Annotated in this window: 4 protein-coding genes; all 4 read left to right on the forward strand. The window is 51.6% G+C overall.

Annotation, left to right across the window (positions count from 1 at the left end; genetic code table 11):
* Positions 1 to 65: 65 nt before the first annotated feature.
* The 4 genes from ACR8BL_RS20600 (at position 66) to ACR8BL_RS20615 (ending at position 22032) form a co-directional block, all read left to right on the forward strand.
* Positions 66 to 15050 carry an amino acid adenylation domain-containing protein gene (locus tag ACR8BL_RS20600; RefSeq protein WP_434753191.1) on the forward strand — a complete coding sequence of 4995 codons (14985 nt, stop codon included), beginning with the start codon at positions 66 to 68 and terminating at the stop codon, positions 15048 to 15050.
* A gap of 154 nt (positions 15051 to 15204) precedes the next feature.
* Entirely contained in the window at positions 15205 to 18486 is a 3282-nt protein-coding gene (locus tag ACR8BL_RS20605; protein ID WP_434749291.1) for a non-ribosomal peptide synthetase, read from the forward strand.
* Positions 18476 to 20302 (forward strand): ABC transporter ATP-binding protein, encoded by a 1827-nt coding sequence (locus tag ACR8BL_RS20610; protein WP_434749292.1) that lies wholly within the window; start codon positions 18476 to 18478, stop codon positions 20300 to 20302. Before ACR8BL_RS20605 ends, ACR8BL_RS20610 begins: the two co-directional genes overlap by 11 nt.
* Positions 20299 to 22032: an ABC transporter ATP-binding protein gene (locus tag ACR8BL_RS20615; protein WP_434749293.1), complete on the forward strand. Its 1734-nt coding sequence runs from the start codon at positions 20299 to 20301 to the stop codon at positions 22030 to 22032. Before ACR8BL_RS20610 ends, ACR8BL_RS20615 begins: the two co-directional genes overlap by 4 nt.
* Position 22033 lies beyond the last annotated feature (1 nt).

The following is a 22033-nucleotide window of genomic DNA, read 5'->3' on the forward strand; positions in this document are numbered from 1 at the left end:
CCCTGTGCGAGCCATGACATTTGTTGTCACATTTTTTGAAAAGGCGGGCAGCATTGCTGTGGTATATGCTCTGCCGGATTGCTTTTACCGATGAAGAGAGGGGAACGATCCAGGTGGCTTTTGAAAAAGAAATGTTGTTTTGGAATGAAACATTAGGTAGCGATGACTATACCTTGACGCGGTTGCCTTACAGCAAAACTCCAGGATCACTGGCACCTATGATGACAACAGTCAGCGGTTCGTTTTCGGAGAAAGCAGCACAACGTGTACTTCAAATGAGCAAGGGCGCTCCGCTGGCTGTTTTTATGATCTTGCTTGCTGGTGTTCAGTCGCTCCTGCATAGATATACAGGCACTTCTGACATTCTGGTTGGTATGCCAGTTGTACGGAAAAAAGCGGAGGAACGCCGTTCCGTTAATCATACAGTTATTTTGAAAAACTCACTTCCTACGGGGACAACTTTTAAAACGCTTTTGAGCGAACTGAGAACCTCCTTGCCGGAGGCAATTCAGCATCAACATATTCCTTTCTTGAAAATGACGGAGAAGCTGGATCTGCAATATATAGACGGGATACCCGTCGTCCATACGTTAGTATCCCTTAAGGAGTTACATCTGGATGAGATCGGGCAAAACATGGCCTCGGATTGTTCCTTTACATTCAGCTTAACCGGGGGAACGATACAGCTTGCGCTCTCATATAATGAACACTTATATGACTCCGAGTTCATGACTCGGGTCGTCGGTCATCTAGATCGCCTGCTGACTGTAGGGCTTCATGAGCTGGAGCTGGACATCGTACGGGCGGAGATGCTGTCAGAGGACGAGAAAATTCAATTGTTGCAAAGTTTCAACGACACGGAGAAGGACTACGCTCGTGATCGGACGATCCATCAACTCGTGGAGGAGCAGGTGCAGCGTGTGCCCGAAGCGACGGCAGTTGTCTTTGAGGGGCAGCGGCTTTCGTATGCGGAGTTGAACGAACGGGCGAACCGGCTGGCGCGGACGTTGCGATCAGTCGGTGTGCTACCCAATCAACTGGTAGGTTTGATGGCCAGAAGGTCGCTGGAGACAGTTGTCGGCATTCTGGCAGTTCTGAAAGCTGGCGGTGCCTATGTGCCAATCGACCCGGAATACCCGGAAGAACGAATTCGCTATATTTTGGAGAACTCAAACGCGCAGCTGCTACTGACTCAAAAGGAATTGCTGCAGCAGGTGGCATTCGAAGGAACTGTATTGGCTATAGATGACAAGCAGGCCTATAACGATGATGGCTCAAACCTTGAGCCAGCTAGCGGTCCAAATGATCTTGCTTATGTCATCTATACGTCAGGTACGACGGGCAAACCCAAAGGAGTTATGCTGGAGCATCGCGGTTTAGTCAGCTTGAAGCTGATGTTTGCGGATAGTTTGGGCATCACAGAGCATGACCGGATCGTTCAATTTGCCAGCCTGTCATTTGACGCATCCTGCTGGGAAATGTTCAAGGCGCTCTATTTTGGTGCGGCTTTATATATCCCGACGGCCGAGACGATTCTCGACACTCATCTGTTCGAGAGTTATATGAACAAACATGCGATTACGGCAGCGATTTTGCCTCCGACGTACAGTGCTCATTTGAACCCGGACCGCCTTCCCAGTTTAACAAAGCTTGTAACGGGAGGGTCGGCGGTATCGGCCGAATTCGTGCAGCAATGGAAAACAAAGGTTCACTATTTTAATGCTTACGGACCAACTGAGGCTTCGATTGTTACGACGCTTTGGGATGCGGATGAGGAGCAGTCGCAGCACAGAGTCATTCCAATCGGTCGTCCATTGGCCAATCACCAGATTTTTATACTGGATGCCCACCTGCAACTTGTGCCTCCAGGAGTGGACGGCGAGCTGTGCGTTGCAGGCGTGGGGCTTGCGAGAGGGTACCTGAACCAACCGGAGCTGACGGCAGAGAAGTTCGTGGAACATCCGTTTATCCCGGGAGAACGTCTATACCGGACGGGAGATCTCGCCCGCTGGTTGCCAGATGGAAATCTGGAGTACTTGGGCCGGATCGATCATCAGGTGAAAATTCGTGGATTCCGAATCGAGATCGGCGAGATCGAAGAGCAGCTTCTGAAGATTGACTCCGTGCAGGAGACGATCGTAATCGCGCGGGAAGGCAAAAGCGGGCAAGAACTGTGCGCTTACCTGGTCGCGGGCCACCCGCTTACGATCGGTGATCTGAGAAGTGCGCTGGCGCAAAAATTGCCGAATTATATGATTCCGGCACATTTTGTTCAGCTTCCACGGATGCCGCTTACGCCGAATGACAAAATTGATCGCAAGGCTCTGCCCGCTCCGGAAGGAAACGCGCTGACGAGTGGTACGTACGTAGCTCCCCGCAATGAAGCCGAGCGAACGCTTACCGAAGTGTGGCAGGCAGTATTAAATGCTGATCGTGTTGGAGTAACGGATCATTTCTTTGAGCTTGGCGGAGACTCGATCAAGTCCATCCAAGTATCTTCGCGGCTTCATCAAGCCGGGTACAAGCTGGAAATCCGGGATTTGTTCAAATATCCGACGATCTCGCAGCTCAGCCTGCATGTAAAACCGATCGGACGTACCATCGATCAAGGTGAAATAACAGGTGAAACGGCGCTGACGCCGATTCAGCACTGGTTTTTCGAGAGCTTTTTTGCGGACTCACACCATTTCAATCAGTCGGTGATGCTGTACCGGAAGGAGCGCTTCGACGAAGATGCAGTAGGTCAAGTACTACAAATGCTGGTCGAACATCATGACGCCTTGAGGATGGTATTCAGCAAGACAGAACAAGGATTTAGCGCACGGAATCGTGCGATTCAGGAAAGCGGGTTATTCACGCTGGACGTGTTTGACTTCAAAGATGCAAAGAATACCGCGCAGGATGTGGAAACAAAGGCAACAGACATTCAAGCGGGCATTGATCTAGAATTCGGCCCCCTCATGAAAGCAGGATTGTTCCGGTGCACGGATGGCGATCATTTGCTGCTGGCGGTTCATCATGCCGTGGTGGACGGCGTATCTTGGCGTATTTTGATGGAGGATTTTGCTCTGGGTTACGAGCAGGCCGTCAAAAGCGGGGAAATTCGTTTTCCGGCGAAAACGGATGCGTATCTCCATTGGTCGGAGCAGCTGACTGCTTACGCGCAGAGCCCGGAGATGGCAGAGGAACGAGCCTATTGGCAGGCCGTGGAACAAATAGAGGTTCCGGTTATACCGAAGGATATGGAGGCGGATGTAACGACGCAACAGGATAGTGAATCGCTGTTTGTGCGTCTGACATCCGAAGAAACGGAACTTTTGCTGAAGCGGGTTCACCGGGCCTACAACACTGAAATGAACGATATTTTGGTAACGGCACTTGGCATAGCTGTTCGCAAGTGGACGGGACATGAACGGGTGCGGATCAATCTCGAAGGACACGGACGTGAATCAATCGGAACGGATATTGACATTACGCGTACAGTTGGCTGGTTTACGACCAAGTTTCCAGTGATCCTGGAGCCTGAAACTGACCGGGACTTGGCTTATCAGATTAAACAGGTTAAGGAAAGCTTGCGCCTTATTCCGAATAAGGGACTCGGGTACGGCATATGCCGTTATCTTTCCAACTCGGAGGATGTTTTTGTTTGGGGCGCAGAGCCGGAAATTAATTTTAACTATCTCGGGCAGTTCGATGATGATGTCAATCAGGACGAGATCAGCATATCTCCATATTCCAGTGGTAGCCCGGCCAGTGACCGGCAGGCCCGTAGCTTTGTGCTGGATATCAACGGCATGGTGCTTGACGGTGTTTTATCACTTGATCTCAGCTATAGCCGGAAGCAGTATCGCAAGGAAACGATGGAAGCCTTCGGTCAGCAGCTTGAGCAAAGTCTCCGAGAACTGGTTACTCACTGCGTAGGCAAAGAAAAGACTGAATTGACGCCGAGCGACTTACAATTTAAAGGATTGACCATCGCGGAATTGGAGCTAATTGCCCAGCGATCTGGCCATCTTGAGGAAATTGAAAATATTTACTCACTTACTCCGATGCAGAAGGGCATGTGGTTTCACAGCGCACTTGATCGGCAAACGGGCGCTTACTTCGAGCAGACACGCTTTACGATGCGAGGAGCACTCGACGTGCAGCTTTTCGAGAGGAGCTGGCTGGAACTTGCGAGGCGTCATTTGGTGCTGCGAGCGAATTTCGTGAGCGGACCGGCGGGAGAGCCGCTGCAAATCATATATCGCGATAAGCCGGTTGGCTTTGAATATGAAGAGCTACTCCATCTGAAAGCGAACGAAAAAGAAGCGTATCTGGATAAAAAATCCGAAGATGACAAGCTTCGCGGATTCGACATGGAAAATGATGCGCTTGTTCGAGTTACGATTCTGCGTACTGAAGAGCAAAGCTATCATGTGCTGTGGAGTTTTCAGCATATTTTGATGGACGGTTGGTGTCTGACGCAGCTGACGCAGGAGCTGTTTGAGACGTATTCAGCCTTGGCATCCGGCAAGCAGCCAACAGGAGATAAGGGATCGGATTATGGTGCCTATATTGAATGGCTGGAGAAACAAGATGATCAGGCGGCATCCCGCTATTGGACAGCATTTCTGGAAGGTTATGAAGGGCAAACCCTACTCCCAGGACAAAAGGAAGCGGCACTGAACGGCAAGTTTACGGCTGATCACGTCACTGTCGAACTGGGCAAGGAATTGAGCGAGCGGATGGATCGGGTGGCGAAACAGCGCCTGGTTACGGTTAATACGCTGCTTCAAGCTACTTGGGGCGTGATGCTGCAAAAATATAACGGAACAAACGACGCCGTATTCGGCAGCGTTGTTGCTGGAAGACCGGCAGAAATCCCGGGCATTGAGTCTATGATCGGGCTATTCATCAATACGGTCCCGATCCGCGTCACGAGTGAAGCGGACACCTCATTCGCCGACCTGATGGTCAAGCTCCAAGATCAGGCATTGGAATCCGGGGGTTATGATTATTATCCGCTTTATGAAATACAAGCACACAGCGTGCAAAAACAGAACCTGGTCAACCATATCATTGCTTTTGAGAACTACCCGGTGGACGAGCAGATGGAGCAGGCGGGCGACCAGCAGCACGGCAACCTGACGATTGCTGACGTTCAGATGGAGGAGCAGACAAACTATAATTTCAACGTGACTGTGGCGCCGGGAGCCGAGATTGAAATTCGGTTTGACTTTAATGCTGAAGTATTTGATAGAGACAGCATCGAGCGGCTCAAGGGACATCTGGTGCATCTGCTGGAGCAGGTGACAGATCATCCGGAAATTACCGTGGGAGAGCTGGAGCTTGTGACCGAGGAAGAGAGAGCAGACCTTCTTGGACGTTTTAACGATACAACTACGGAATTTCCGCGCGAGGAGACACTCATTCAATTGTTCGAAGACCAGGCGGAGCGTATCCCGAATGCGGCTGCCATAACCTTGAATGAACAAGAGATGACCTACCGCGAACTGAACATACGCGTCAACCGTCTTGCCCGTACCTTGCGTAGCCACGGGATATCCAAAGGCCGACTGGTTGCCATTATGGCCGAGCGTTCCATCGAAATGGTGGTTGGCATACTGGCGGCACACAAAGCTGGAGCGGGTTACGTACCCATTGACGCGGAATATCCAGAGGAGCGTATTCGTTTCTTAATCGAGGATTCGGGAGCAAAAGTCATGTTGACACAGAGCCACTTGCAAGGGCACTTGGCAGATTCGAAATCCGTGCTTTTACTGGATGACGAATCCTTCTATCACGAGGACGGAACCAATCTAAATCCGGGCACCGAAGCGACAGATCTGGCCTGTATCATCTATACGTCAGGTACGACGGGCAAGCCAAAAGGCAACCTTGTTTCGCACCGCAACATCGTGCGGATTGTACGAAATACGAATTATATCGACATCACCGAGCAGGATCATGTCCTCCAGCTTTCAAGCTATTCGTTCGACGGAGCGATTTTTGATATTTTTGGTGCTTTGACCAACGGAGCACGACTGGTGCTCGTTCCCCGCGAGACTTTGCTGGAAATCGGCCAGTTAGCAGATATCATTCAGCGGGAGCATATTTCGGTCATGCTGATTACGACGGCTTTCTTCAACGTGCTTGTAGATGTGCACGTCGACTGCCTGCGGGATGTCCGGGCGATTTTGTTCGGAGGAGAGCGCGTCTCGGTTGGTCATGTACGTAAAGCCCTCACGCATATCGGACCGGGCAGGCTCAACCATCTGTACGGCCCGTCGGAAAGCACGGTTTATACCACATACCTGCCAGTCGACTTCATCGATGAGTCGGCAGTTACCGTGCCTATCGGACGGCCGATTAGTAATACAACAGTGTATATCGTTGACAGTCAGAATAAGCTTCTGCCAATCGGAGTGGCTGGTGAGCTTTGCGTAGGCGGAGAAGGCCTAGTACAGGGTTACAATAATCGACCGGAGCTGACGGCAGAGAAATTTGTAGATAATCCGTTTGTACCGGGAGAGCGCATGTACCGGACAGGAGACTTAGCGAAATGGCTGCCAGATGGCACGATCGATTACGTGGGACGCACGGACGATCAAGTGAAAATCCGCGGCTTCCGCATTGAGTTGGGTGAGATCGAAGCTCAGCTTCAAAAAGTAGAGGGGATTCGCAAAACAACGGTATTCGCCAGAGAAAATGCTTCTGGTGAGAAGCAACTCTGTGCCTATTATGAAGCGGATTACGAGCTTCCGGCGGCCGAACTGAAGAGTGTACTTTCCCAGGAACTTCCGGCCTATATGATTCCGGCATATTTAATTCAGTTAGAGATGCTCCCGCTGACGACGAACGGTAAGGTTGACCGCAGATCTCTCCCGGCGCCGGAGGAGAGTTTGCAATCAGGCGAAGGACATACACTACCTCGAACTCCGCTGGAAGCCAGCTTGGCCGAAATTTGGAAAAGCGTGCTCGGACTGGCGCATATCGGCGTTCATGACAATTTCTTTGACCTTGGTGGTCATTCCTTGCGGGCAACGACACTGGTGAGCAAGATACATCAGGATCTGAACGTTGAGCTGCCTTTGCGTGACGTATTCCGCTACTTGACAATTGAAGAGATGGCTTGCGCTATCTCTCGAGTTGGAGAGCAGTCGTTCTCGTCTATTCCGTTGGCAGATGCAAGAGAATATTATCCACTTTCCTCAGCTCAGAAGCGCCTGTATATCCTGAATCAGCTGGAAGGGGCTGATCAGAGCTACAATATGCCGGGTGTGTTTCTGTTGGAAGGATCAATTGACCGGAGCCTGCTGGAGATGGCTTTCCTCGGACTAATCGCACGGCACGAAACGCTGCGAACCGGATTTGAGATCGTACAAGGTGAAGCAGTACAGCGCATTTACGAGAGCTTCGACTTTACCCTGGAGTATTGTCATGTGAGTGAGGAGGAAGCGCCTGAAATCGTGCAGGCCTTCATACGTCCTTTCGACTTGGCAAAGCCTCCGCTGCTGCGGGCGGAGCTTGTAGAGCTGGCCGCCGAACGTTATTTGCTGATGTTTGATATGCACCATATTATCTCCGACGGGGTTTCGATGGACGTGTTAGTAGAGGAACTCGTTCGTCTTTACGGCGGGGAGTCATTAGAGCCTTTGCGCATTCAATACAAGGACTATGCAGTATGGCAGCAGTCAGATGAACAAAAAGTTCGATTGAAACGAGAAGAAACTTACTGGCTGGATCGTTACCGAGACGAAGTGCCGGTTCTGGAAATGCCAACGGATTATCCACGTCCTGCCGTACAACGTTATGAAGGGCAAACCTTGATGTCCTTCGTAGATGCTGGAACGAACGAAGGCTTGAAGCAGTTGGCCACTCAAAGAGGAGCGACGCTGTATATGGTATTGCTTGCGGCGTATACAGTTCTTTTGCACAAATATACAGGTCAGAATGATCTGATCGTCGGAACCTCGATTGCGGGCAGAACGCATGTAGACACACAGCCTTTAATCGGTATGTTCGTCAATACACTGGCGCTCCGCAATTATCCTGCTTCGGAAAAGACCTTCCTTTCGTATTTGGAAGAAGTGAAAGAAACGACCTTAGGTGCATATGAGCATCAGAATTATCCATTCGAAGAGCTTGTCGATAAAGTGAAGGTCAGCCGGAATTTGAGCCGTAATCCGCTCTTTGACACGATGTTCTCGCTGCAAAACCTGGAGGATAAAGAGTTGGATCTGGAAGGACTACAATTGTCCCCATACCCTAGCGACTACGGCTCGGCCAAGTTTGACTTGAGTGTAGATGTTATGGAAGAAAATGGTGTCCTGGAGTGTAGCTTTGAATTCGCAACATCTCTGTATAAAGAAAGCACGATTCGGCGGCTGGCAACTCATTTTGGACAATTGCTTGCGATGATCGTAAGTCGTCCGGATGCAAAAATTGCTGAATTGAACATGTTGACGGCAGAGGAAAAAGAAATCCTTGGCGCGTTTAATCCGGCACAGCCAGAATCGAATCCTGCTGCTGCGTTCCATCGATTGTTTGAAGAACAGGCGGAATGTACGCCGGAAGATACGGCTGTTGTGTATGAGAAGAACCGGCTAACATATGCGGAGCTAAACGAGCGGGCGAACCGTTTGTCGGCTACACTTCGTGCAATTAGCATTGGTCGGGGGGCAATCGTTGGCATTCTCGCCGAGCGCTCGGTCGATTTGCTAGTGGCCGTGCTGGCCGTCTGGAAAGCAGGAGGGGCCTATGTACCGCTTGACCCGGATTATCCGGCAGACCGCGTGCGGTTCATGCTTGAGGACAGCGGAGCTAAGGTGCTGTTGACGCAAACGCCGCTACGAGAACGTGCCGAAGCTTGGCTTGGTGAAGAGGAACTTTCACTGGAAGCGGTACTGTATCTGGACGACGAAGCGTCGTACAGCGAGGAGCGGGCGAATGCGCCTAGGGGCTCGGGTAAAGCTTCGGATTTTGTCTCCGGTAAGGTCTCCGATAGGCTGACGGGAGCTGTGAACGATGGCGATAATGTGAGCCATGCAAATGTTGTTGGCATGGAAAGTTTCCATGAAGCACGTCCAGAAGATCTGGCATATGTAATCTACACGTCGGGAACAACGGGCAAGCCGAAGGGCGTTATGATTGAGCACCGTAGTCTGGTGAATACGGCGGCGGGTTACCGTCGGGAATACAAGTTAGATCAGTTCCCTGTGCGGCTGCTGCAGCTCGCCAGTTTCTCGTTTGATGTGTTCGTGGGTGATATTGCGCGTACGCTTTACAACGGAGGCACAATGGTGATTGTGCCGAAGGACGATCGGATTGATCCGTCTCGCTTGCACCACTGGATCGAGCAGGAACAGGTGACCATCTTCGAATCGACGCCAGCGCTGATCGTGCCGTTTATGGAATACGTGTATGAGCAGGGGCTGGATGTAAGCGGGATGGAACTGTTGATCACGAGTTCAGACAGCTGTAGCGTAGCGGATTACCGAACTTTGCAGGAACGCTATGGCTCGGTGTTCCGGATCATCAACGCCTACGGTGTGACGGAAGCGGCGATTGATACCAGTTTCTACGATGAACCGTTGACGAAGCTGCCGCAGACAGGCCATGTGCCAATCGGTAAAGCATGGCTGAACGCGAAGTTTTACATCGTGGATGCACATCTGAATCCGGTGCCCGTTGGTGTACTTGGCGAGTTGGTTATCGGCGGAATTGGGGTCGCGCGGGGGTACTTGAACCGTCCAGAACTGACAGAAGAAAAGTTCGTAGACAGTCCATTCGTTGCGGATGAACGTTTGTACCGCACGGGAGACTTGGCGCGGTGGATGGAGGACGGCAACGTGGACTTCATCGGCCGAATGGACAACCAGGCGAAAATCCGGGGGTACCGGATTGAAACGGGCGAGATCGAGTCGCAATTGCTACGGCTGGAAGGTGTGCGCGAAACGGTGGTGCTGGTACGAAGTGACGCGAACGGGGAGAAGGCGCTATGCGCATACTATACGCCGGATACTGGAGCCGAGCTGGCAGTGAATGATCTGCGCAGCGCACTGGCACAGGAGTTGCCAGGATACATGATCCCGTCGTATTTTGTGGAGCTGGATCACTTGCCTCTGACCCCGAACGGAAAGATTGATAGGAGGGCGTTACCAGCGCCGGAAGGGGAAGCAGGAAGTGGAGTAGAGTATGTTGCACCGCGTAATGAGCTGGAAACGAAGCTGGAGTTGATTTGGCAGGAGGTGCTGGGGCTTGAGAAGGCGATAGGCATTCACGACAACTTCTTCGACATCGGTGGTCACTCTCTGCGTGCAACAACGCTGGTCAGTAAGATTCATAAAGAATTGAATGTGGATCTGCCACTGCGCGACGTGTTCCGTCATTCCGTAATTGAGAGCATGGCTGCTACCATTTCTCAGCTGGATGAGCAGAAATTTGTTTCTATTCCGGCGGCAGATGACCGAGAGGTGTATCCGCAATCTTTTGCTCAAAAACGTCTCTTTATCCTGAACCAATTGGAAGGTGCGGAGCTTAGCTACAACATGCCAGAAGCAATGCTGCTGGAGGGTGCTTTGGATCGGACGAGGTTCGAAGAAGCGTTCCGCAAGCTCATAATGCGGCATGAAATGCTGCGTACCGGTTTTGAAATGGTAGATGGCGAAGCATCGCAGCGAATTTACGAGGAAGTGAATTTTGCCGTGGAATTCTATCGAGGAGATGAGCAAAAGGCTGAAGAGACTGTTCGCCGTTTCGTCCGTCCGTTTGATTTGGCGAAACCTCCGCTGTTGAGGGTAGGCCTAGTCGAGCTTGCTCCCGAACGCCATATTTTGATGTACGACATGCATCATATCATTTCTGATGGCGTCTCAATGGAAATCTTTGTCGAAGAGTTTGTTCGATTGTACGGCGGAGAGCGATTGGAACCTTTGCGTATTCAGTACAAAGATTACACGGTTTGGCAACACTCGCAGGAGCAGAAAGAACGGCTTCAGCATCAGGAGGCATACTGGCTGGGTATGTTCCAAGGCGAGCTTCCGGTGCTCGAAATGCCGACGGACTATCCGCGTCCGTCCGTGCAGAGCTATGAGGGTCAGACGCTGGAGTATTTCTTCGACGCTTCCAAAACCGACAGCCTGAAGCAGCTGGCCTCGGAAACAGGAACGACGCTGTTTATGGTGCTGCTTGCGGCATATAACGTGCTTCTACACAAATATTCAGGTCAGGAAGATGTAATCGTCGGTACGCCGATTGCCGGAAGGAACCATGGAGATGTGCAGCCGTTAATCGGGATTTTCTTAAACACGCTGGCCATCCGTAGTTATCCGGCTTCGGAGAAGACATTCCTGTCATACCTGAACGAAGTGAAAGAAACGACTCTCCATGCTTTTGAGCATCAAAACTATCCATTCGAAGAATTGGTGGACAAGGTGCAAGTCAACCGTGATTTGAGTCGCAATCCGCTCTTCGACACACTGTTTACGATGCAGAATACGGAGAACGAAGATTTTGAGCTGGATGGGCTTCGTCTGATTCCTTATGCAAGCGAGCTGGATACCGCGAAGTTTGATATCAGCTTGGATGTGGGCGAAGAGAACGGAGGTTTGGATTACAGCTTTGAATATGCGACGGCTCTGTACAAAAGGGAAACGATCGAACGGCTGGCTAAACATTACGAGCAACTGCTCGTAACGATTGTAAGCCGTCCGGATGCGAAGATTGCCGAGCTGAGCATGCTGACGGCAGATGAAGAGGAGCAAATTCTCGAAGAGTTTAACCCGGTGCAACCGGAATCAGCTCCTGTAGCGGCGTTCCACCGTCTGTTCGAGGAACAGGTGCAATACACATCGGAAGAGACAGCCGTTGTGTACGAGGACGACCGCCTGACGTATACAGAGCTGAACGAGCGTGCAAACCGATTGGCGGCTACACTGCGCACAAACGGTATCGGCCGGGAGTCAATCGTTGGTATTTTTGCCGAGCGTTCGGTAGATCTGCTAGTGGCTGTACTAGCCGTCTGGAAAGCGGGCGGAGCCTATGTACCGCTTGACCCGGACTATCCGGCAGACCGCGTGCGGTTCATGCTTGAGGATAGCGGAGTGAAGGTGCTGTTGACGCAAACGCCGCTGCGAGAGCGTGCCGAAGTCTGGCTTGGTGAAGAAGGATTGGGGCTGGCGAAGGTACTGTATCTGGACGACGAGCAATCGTATAGCGATGAGCGGGCAAATGCACCGATAGATTCTGCTATAGTTTCGGCGGGCTCCGACTCCGGCAAGCTGAACGATGACGATGCGAGTCATCCAGATGTTGTTGACATGGACAGTTTCCATGAAGCACGTCCAGAGGATCTGGCATATGTAATCTATACGTCGGGAACAACGGGCAAGCCGAAGGGCGTTATGATTGAGCACCGTAGTCTGGTGAATACGGCGGCGGGTTACCGTCGGGAATACAAGTTAGATCAGTTCCCTGTGCGGCTGCTGCAGCTCGCCAGTTTCTCGTTTGATGTGTTCGTGGGCGATATTGCGCGTACGCTTTACAACGGAGGCACAATGGTGATTGTGCCGAAGGACGATCGGATTGATCCGTCTCGTTTGCACCACTGGATCGAGCAGGAACAGGTGACTATCTTCGAATCGACGCCGGCGTTAATCGTGCCGTTTATGGAATACGTGTATGAGCAGGGGCTGGATATGAGCGGGATGGAGCTACTCATCACAAGCTCGGACAGCTGTAGTGTGGCGGATTATCGGAATTTGCAGGAACGCTTTGGATCTCTGTTCCGAATCATCAATGCCTATGGCGTGACGGAAGCGGCGATTGATACCAGTTTCTACGATGAACCGTTGACGAAGCTGCCGCAGACAGGCCATGTGCCAATCGGTAAAGCATGGTTAAATGCGAAGTTCTACATCGTGGATACACGTCTGAATCCGGTACCCGTTGGTGTACTTGGCGAACTGGTTATCGGCGGAATTGGGGTCTCGCGCGGGTATTTGAATCGTCCAGAACTGACAGAAGAAAAGTTCGTAGACAGTCCGTTCGCCGTAGGTGAGCGATTGTACCGTACAGGCGACTTGGCGCGGTGGACGGAAGACGGGAACGTAGACTTTATTGGTAGGATCGATAATCAGGCAAAAATCCGGGGGTACCGGATTGAAACGGGCGAGATCGAGTCGCAATTGCTGCGGCTGGAAGGTGTGCGCGAAACGGTGGTGCTGGTACGAAGTAATACAAACGGGGAGAAGGCGCTATGCGCATACTATACGCCGGACCCTGGAGCCAAGCTGGCAGTGAATGATCTGCGCAGCGCACTGGCACAGGAGTTGCCAGGATACATGATCCCGTCGTATTTTGTGGAGCTGGATCACCTGCCTCTGACACCGAACGGGAAGATTGACCGGAAGGCGCTGCCAGCGCCGGAAGGGGAAACGGGAGGCGCAACAGAGTATGTCGCACCACGTAATGAGCTGGAAACGAAGCTGGCAGTAATTTGGCAGGAAGTTCTGGGGCTTGCGAAGGAAATTGGTGTTTACGACAACTTCTTCGACATCGGCGGTCACTCCCTGCGAGCGACGACGCTCGCGGGCAAGGTATTTAAGGAATTAAACGTCAACTTGCCACTGCGTGACGTATTCCGTCACTCCACGATTGCGGCGATGGCTGATGCTATTGCCCGGATGGAACGGCGGGAGCACGAGACCATCCCTCAAGCGGAAGAGAGAGCGTACTACCCTCTGTCCTCCGCGCAGAAAAGGCTTTTTATTCAGTACACACTCGACGGAGCAGATCAGCTTTACAATATGCCAGAGCTGGTTCAGTTGGAAGGTGAGCTTGATTTAGGCCGGTTAGAAGATGCTTTGCGGAAATTGATTACACGGCATGAATCGCTACGCACCGGTTTTGAAATCGTGAAGGGGGAAGCGGTTCAGCGGATTTACCCACAGGTTGATTTTGTGATTGAGCATCATCAAGCGGATCAAGAGGATGCGGCTCATATCGAGCAGATCATCCGTGGCTTCGTTCGTCCGTTTGATCTCGGGAAGCCGCCGCTGCTTCGAGCGGGGGTCATTGAGCTGGGGCTAAACATGCACATTCTTCTTTTCGATATGCACCATATTGTGTCCGACGGCATATCTATGGCGATTGTGATGGATGAGTTCTCGCTTTTATACGCCGGGGAAGAACTGCTGCCACTGCGCATTCAATACAAGGATTATGCCGTCTGGCAGCAGTCGAAGGCTCATCAAGACCGGATCGGGCAACAGGAAGAATACTGGCTGAAAACCTTCGAAGGAGATCTGCCAACGTCGGATATGCCAATGGATTACGAGCGGTCTGCAGTTCGCGACTACGAAGGCATGCATCTGGATTTCGATGTCGAAGGTTCCCTTTCTGCGCGGTTACGCCAATTGGCAGCCGAGCGTGAAAGCACGCTCTACATGGTGCTTCTTGCGGCATATACGGTGCTGCTGTCCAAGTACAGCGGGCAGGAAGACTTGATCGTGGGTACCCCGGTGGCGGGAAGAACGAATGCCGATTTGGAACCAATCATCGGTATGTTTGTTAATACGCTGGCACTACGCAATCGTCCATCAGGCAACAAAACGTTCTTATCCTACCTTGAAGAAGTGAAGGAGACGGCTCTGGGTGCTTTCGAGAATCAGGATTATCCATTTGAAGAGCTCGTGGAGCGTTTGAATGTGAAGGGAGAACCGGGGCGCTTCCCGTTGTTCGATGCCGTTTTCGACTTGCAAAATATCGAGGAACAAGACGTTGAACTGGAAGGGGTCAGCCTGAAGAATTATGAGCTTGACCAATTAGAAGAAGCAAAGTTTGATCTGACACTGTTTATGTATGAAAACAACGGAGCACTGAGTGGGGGCTTCTTCTACGCCACCAAGCTGTTCAAAGAATCGATGATCCGCACCTTGACCGAGGATTATCTGCGGGTACTGTCTCAAATTGTGGAGAATCCACAACTGGAACTAAGCCGAATTGAATGTCATAAACCGGTGGCAGGCGCAAAGCGTGCCGTCGATACGATCGAATTCTCTTTCTAATGTTACAAGTGCGCCTCCGTCCTCAAGCGACAGCGGCGGTTTATCCCAAGGAAGACACGAACAACATGCAGGCCCGTAAACGCGCAGGTTGAAAGCAAGCTTTTTCAGACCTGCGCCGGGGTATGCGGTCACTTCATTTTTAGGGGAGGTACGAATGAAATCTTTATTTGAAAAGGAAGAACGGTACTGGAGCGGCAAGTTTGACGCAGAAGATAGCCTGAGCTTTCTTCCATACAGTCAATCCTCCAAATTATTCAAGGGTGGGGAAGCAGCGTCCAAACCGTGCTTGCTTCACCGCACTCTGCCGAGCGAACTTTCGGAGAAAATGATTCGCCTCGCCAATGGTTCGGATTTGGCTTTGTACATGATAGTTCTGGCAGGCGTCAAAAGCCTGTTGTTCAAGTATACCGGGCGGGACCAAGTGCTGGTCGGTATGCCTTCTTATAGCGCAGACAAAGGCGAGACGCCGCCCCCACATGACTTTTTGGTGATTAAGACGTCTGTAAACCACCAAACTACGTTGAAAACGTTGCTTGGAGGCATCAAAGCCACTATCAGCGAGGCGCTGGAGCATCAGCACTTGCCTTTTCGAAAAATGGTAGAGCCGCTCCATCTCGACTATACGGGGAATGGCTTACCAGTCGTCAACACCATCGTATCCTTCGCCCCGATTCATCAGGAACCGCTGGATAACCGTGTGGAGTCCGATACCGTTTTTCGCTTCGACCGCCACAACCACTCCATCGAGCTGGAAACAAGCTTTGACGGGCAGCGGTACGAGCGGGCATTTATGGAACAGGCGGCCGACCATCTTGTTCGGTTGCTGTCCGTGCTTTTATTTCAGCCGGATCTAGAGCTTGGAGAAGCCGATATGCTGTCCCCGGATGAGTGGGAGATGCTGCTGAATCGATTTAATGATACCGAAACCGGATTTGATCGAGAAAAAACGATTTATGGTTTGTTCGAAGAACAGGCAGAGTTTTATCCGAGTAACGTAGCCGCCGTTATGAATGAGCGGCAACTGACCTACCGCGAGCTGAATGAGCGGTCCAACCGGCTTGCGCGGAAGCTGCGGGAGAAAGGAGTTGAAGCAGACCAGCTGGTAGCGATTCTGGTCGAACGCTCGCTTGATATGGTCGTCGGCATTCTGGCAATTCTTAAAGCTGGCGGAGCCTTCGTGCCTGTCGATCCCGACTACCCGGAGGAGCGCATCCGCTTTATGATCGAGGATTCAGGCGCACCGTTATTGCTAATTCAAAAGCATCTGCACGAGAAGACCGACTTTGCAGGAACACGTCTTGAATTAGACGATTATGTTTGGGGAGATAGCATGGCGGATTCCATTGGTGTGCTGGATGCTTCGAATCTGGAGCCGGCCAGCGGTCCGAATGATCTGGCTTATGTCATCTATACATCAGGTACGACGGGCAACCCAAAAGGGGTTATGCTGGAGCATCACGGTTTGGTTAGCTTGAAGCTGATGTTCGCAGATAGGCTGGGCATTACGGAGCAGGACCGGATCGTTCAATTCGCCAGCCTGTCATTCGACGCGTCCTGTTGGGAAATGTTCAAAGCGCTCTATTTTGGTGCGGCTTTGTACATCCCGACGGCCGAGACGATTCTCGACAACCGCCTGTTCGAGAGCTATATGAACGAGCATGCGATTACGGCGGCGATTTTGCCTCCGACATACAGCGCATATTTGAACCCGGACCGCCTTCCCAGTTTAACGAAGCTTGTAACGGGAGGTTCGGCGGTATCGGCTGAATTCGTGCAGCGGTGGAAGGAGAAGGTCCATTATTTTAATGCATACGGCCCAACCGAAGCTTCGATTGTTACGACGCTTTGGGATGCGGAGGAGCAGCAGCCGGAGCGCAGAGTTATTCCGATCGGGCGCCCGCTTGCCAATCACCGGATTTTTATTTTGGATGCTCACCTTCAGCTTGTGCCTCCGGGAGTGGACGGCGAGCTATGCGTGGCAGGTGTGGGGCTTGCGAGAGGTTACCTGAACCATCCGGAGCTAACGGCAGAAAAGTTTGTGGAGCATCCGTTTGCGCCGGGAGAACGCCTTTACCGCACGGGAGATCTCGCCCGCTGGCTGTCTGACGGCAACATCGAATACCGGGGGCGGATCGACCATCAGGTGAAAATCCGCGGATACCGGATCGAAATCGGCGAGATTGAGGAGCAACTGCTGAAGATCGCCACCGTGCAAGAAGCGGCGGTGCTCGCCCGCGACGACGCGAACGGCGATAAGCAGCTTGTCGCTTATTACGTTGCAGAAACGAGGCTGGCGGCGCAGGAACTCAAGGAGCAACTCGGAGAGCAGCTTCCGGGCTATATGATTCCGTCACATCTCGTACAGCTTTCGCAGATGCCGCTGACCTCGAACGGCAAAATCGACCGCAAAGCACTGCCCGCACCAGAGGAAGCCGTGGCCTTAGGAGTAGAATATGTCGCGCCGAGAACGCTACTTGAAATGAAGATCGCCCGCGTCTGGCAGGATACGCTTGGCATTCCACAGGTTGGCGTAAAGGATAACTTTTTTGAGCTCGGTGGCAATTCGTTAAGTCTGATGAGGCTTATTCAAGCTGTCTACGATGAAACGGGCATTGAGGTACCGCTAAACCGCCAATTCCATCATGTAACCGTTGAAGCCATGGCTTTTGGAGAAGGAGATCAGGGGCTCGGTCAAGGGGGAGATTCCTTCATTAAGCTGAATAAGACAGGAGATTTGAACGTATTCTGCTTCCCTCCAGGCAGCGGCTTTGGTATCGGGTACCGAGAACTTGCAAGCAGGTTGGACGGCCGGTTTGTGCTCCACGGCATTGATTTTATCGACGATACTACCGATTACGATGCCATGCTGAACCATTATGTGGACGAGATTGTCCGTATCCAGCCGGAAGGGTCTTACGTGTTACTAGGTTACTGTTTTGGAGGCAACCTGACGTTCGAGGTAGCCAAAACGATGGAGAAACGAGGGTATTCCGTAACGGATGTGCTCATGGTGGACTCGTGGATTAAGAACACGCTGACACCTGCTGAAACTTCGGAGAAAGAGTTCGAAGAAATGCTTGCCGATTTCGACGAAGAAGAGAAGGAATTAATGAGCAACCCACTTGTACGGGAGCGGGTTCATCGGAAGGTCAAGGCAACCTTAACATACGAAGCACAGCTGATTAATTCCGGCACGATCACTGCCCGGATTTACGAACTGATTGCGAAGGACAGCGAAGCTTTCCGTCTGGAGCACCAGTTGCCGTCCTGGCAGGGGGCAACGAAGCAAGCTTACGCCGATTACCGGCTGGAAGGTGCGCATGAGGAATTACTTGAACTGGCGCGTGTAGATGAAACAGCCGGTGTCATCCGGGACATTTTGGAGCAAGTCAAGCGGCAGATCGAAGCAGAGGCCGGGGTATTACATGGAAGCTGACCGGCAGCCCTCTGTTCTGGAACAAGGCACAGTGACGTCTTCCAAGCGCCAAACCGCTTACGCTACCTGGAAGGCGTTCCGCTGGCTGATGTCCTATGTAAACCGTCACAAAGGCTGGATGATCATCGGAATTTTGTCCGCGATTGCCGCCGCCGTTATTGAAATATGGACGGGAAGTTTGATTGAGCGGCTGACCACCCAAGCCGAGAAAGGAGCGGGGCCAGTCGTTCTGCAAATCGTGTACACCGTCTTTGTGGTCATCTTGATCGGTGTGCCAGCGAAGTTTTTTATGAGCTTTGGGGTGGAGCGGAGCAGCGCCTCTGCGGTGCAGGATATCCGCAACCATGTCATGCATCATATCGGCAAACTCCGGGTTTCCTATTTGGAAAAGCAGCACTCTGGTGACGTGTTGTCGCGGATGAACAATGACCTGCAGCTCATCCAGCAGTTTATGATTCGGGATCTTGCCCAGTGGTTCTATCATCCGCTATTGTTCATCGGCTGTTTCTCCTATTTGATCTACCTCCAATGGGAGCTAATGCTGTACAGCCTGTTGTTATTTCCTTTAGCGCTGTTCGTTTCCCAATGGATCGGCAAGCAGCTGGAACGATTGACGGAGGAAGCTCAGACCAACATGGGCCGAATGAACGTCAACCTCCAGGATACGCTTGGGGGAATGCCCATTGTAAAAAGCTACCTGTTATCCGGCATGTTATCCCGCTCTTACCAAGTGTTGCTGCAATTGACGGCTCAAAAAAAGCTGGCCGTGAAAAAGCGTGAAGCCTGGGTCAACCCCTTGCTCTCCACGCTGATGATCAGTCCTATCATTTTCGCTGTCAGTTACGGAAGCTATTTGATCTATCAAGGGCAGCTTGGTGCGGGAGAGCTGGTTGCCTTCCTGTACTTGCTGAATCTGTGTCTGGAGCCGCTGGAGCATATTCCCGAGCTCATCACGCGCACGTTTGAAATGACCGGTGCCCTGAGAAGGGTCTCCGATATCGTAGAGCAACCGACCGAAACGGAAAATGGCCGTTCCCTTCCGAGAACAAGTGCAACACCTATCGATTTTCAGAACGTAACCTTTGGATACGAGGAAAACTCCCCGATCCTGCGGAATGTTAGCTTCTCCGTGCCGGAAGGAAAGACGATTGCGCTTGTTGGAGCGAGCGGTGGAGGAAAGAGCACGGTATTTAAACTGGTATGCGGTTTTTATCCGCTTCCGGAGAATCAAGGTGAGATTCGCGTTTTTGGCAGCCTGATCGAGGGAGTCGATCCGGAGCAGCTTCGGTCACATTTTTCCGTAGTTACTCAGGATTCCTATTTGTTTAGCGGCACGATCGCCGAAAATATCGGCTATGGGCGGGAAGAAGCGTCGATGGACGAGATCATTGAAGCCGCTAAAGTCGCCCAGGCACATTCTTTCATTATGCAGCTTCCCGACGGTTATCAGACGTATGTTGGAGAGCGTGGAGGTTTCTTATCTGGCGGTCAGCGCCAGCGGATCGCCATGGCTAGGGCCTTTCTGAAGAATGCTCCCATTCTGCTGCTGGACGAGCCAACATCGGCTCTTGATCCGGAGTCGGAAAGTGCGGTTCAGGAAGCACTGGGTGTATTGATGAAGCAAAGAACGACGATGGTTATTGCCCACCGGCTGTCTACGGTACAAAGTGCAGACGAGATTTGGGTCATGGAACAAGGAAAACTTGTGGAAAAGGGTACTCATGAACAATTACTGGAGATGAAGGGATTGTATGCCCAGTCGTACTACCAGGAATTTACCGAGTCTGCCGAACGCAGGGAGGTGACGTACATATGAAAAAGAGCGGACGACTCTCGCAAGTGAAAGAACTTGGCTACTTATTAACTTTTATGAATCGCAAGCAAAAAACGCAGTACGCCACAGGCCTTGCTGTAACGGCGCTTACCCAGACGTTGTTCCTGATCGCCTTCAGTCTGGTCGTACATAACTTGGTTGATTTTGCCGTATCCCGAGATACGTCTCTGATGGTGAATGCTTTTATTATTTTAGGCGCGGTGTTGTTCCTGGAAAATATAATTTCTCCCTGGTTCATTTATTTGTACCAGCGTAGTGTCGAATTGACAGTGCTGAATATCCGGCAACGTCTGTATGACAAGTTATGCCGGGTTCGTCCGAGATTTTTGGAACAGACGCACCATGGGGATTTGCTGTCGCGAGTGAACAACGACGTAACGACCGTTGAGTTTACATTCTCGCAGCTTTATTTTGTGTTGCTGCTTCAAGTTGTCTTTTGCATTGGCTCGATTGCCTCAATGGTGTTGATCGATTGGCGGTTTGCTGGCGTATCCTTCGTCATACTGCTGTTATCCTCCGCGGTCAGCCTGAAATTTGCGCGGGATATTCGTATCTTGTCTGAACAAGGTTTGCAAACGCTCGGTAAAATGACCGAAAAATTCAAAGATTTTATGGGCGGCATTCAAATGGTGAAGCTGTTCCGCATCCGCACGATCTACAGTCAGTACGAGACGTTGAACGAACAAATGGCACAGACGCTTCGGAGAACGGCTCAGAAGAACGGCATGCAGGCAGCGGTGAACCACTTTATCAGCTATGTTACGTTCTGCGGCATTATTGTCATCGGCAGTCTCCTATATGCCTACGGGATGATGGGAATGGGAAGCGTCGCTGCCCTGGCGGTTCTGCAAGTGAATCTGACGCATGCCTTGTTGAACTTGGGGACGGTTCTGTCGATGACCCAAAATTCGCTCGCTGGTGCTCACCGGATTCAAGAGGTACTAAGAGAGGAAGAGGAACCGGAGCGTCTGGGATCTCCTCACAGCGACCTAGTGTCTGAGGCTGCAGTGGAGTTTCGCGATGTGGAATTTTCCTATCAGGCGGATAAAAAGGTGCTTGTAAACATGTCCATGCAAGTGTTTCCCGGTCAGGTTACTGCGATCGTGGGGGCCAGCGGCAGCGGCAAAAGTACGCTGATCAAGCTGTTACTCGGCTTTTATCCTGTGGACAGCGGTGAAATTCTGCTTCAAGGCAAACCATTTGGTCATTACACGCTGGACGAAATTCGCAGGCAGATTGCATACGTTCCACAGGAACCATTTTTGTTTACCGGCACGATTGAAGAAAATATCCGCTACGGCAATCCGGACGCATCAGAAGAAGAAGTGGTCGAAGCAGCCAAAGCAGCATATGCTCATCATTTTATTCAGGAACTTCCTGAACAATATAAAACGCCGGTGGGAGAGAGGGGGGCCTCGTTGTCGGGCGGACAAAGGCAGCGGATTGCAATCGCCCGGGCGATTCTCAAAAATGCACCAATTCTGTTGCTGGATGAAGCAACTTCCGCACTGGATAACGAATCCCAGCATTGGGTACAACAGGCCCTGAACGTTTTGATGAAGGGGCGCACCACGATTTTGATTGCTCACCGTCTCAGCACGGTGGAACATGCAGATTCAATTAGTGTAATGAATCAAGGAACGGTCGTCGAACGAGGTCGCCATCAGGATCTGCTGGCGCTCGGGGGTTATTATGCTCGGCTTTACGGTTAGC

Source organism: Paenibacillus amylolyticus (assembly GCF_051136285.1).
In the GTDB taxonomy this organism is placed as follows: domain Bacteria; phylum Bacillota; class Bacilli; order Paenibacillales; family Paenibacillaceae; genus Paenibacillus; species Paenibacillus amylolyticus_F.

Coding starts and splice junctions, on each gene's coding strand:
- ACR8BL_RS20615 (WP_434749293.1), top strand. CDS start 20,299: ATGAAAAAGAGCGGACGACTCTCGCAAGTGAAAGAACTTGGCTACTTA.
- ACR8BL_RS20605 (WP_434749291.1), top strand. CDS start 15,205: ATGAAATCTTTATTTGAAAAGGAAGAACGGTACTGGAGCGGCAAGTTT.
- ACR8BL_RS20600 (WP_434753191.1), top strand. CDS start 66: ATGCTCTGCCGGATTGCTTTTACCGATGAAGAGAGGGGAACGATCCAG.
- ACR8BL_RS20610 (WP_434749292.1), top strand. CDS start 18,476: ATGGAAGCTGACCGGCAGCCCTCTGTTCTGGAACAAGGCACAGTGACG.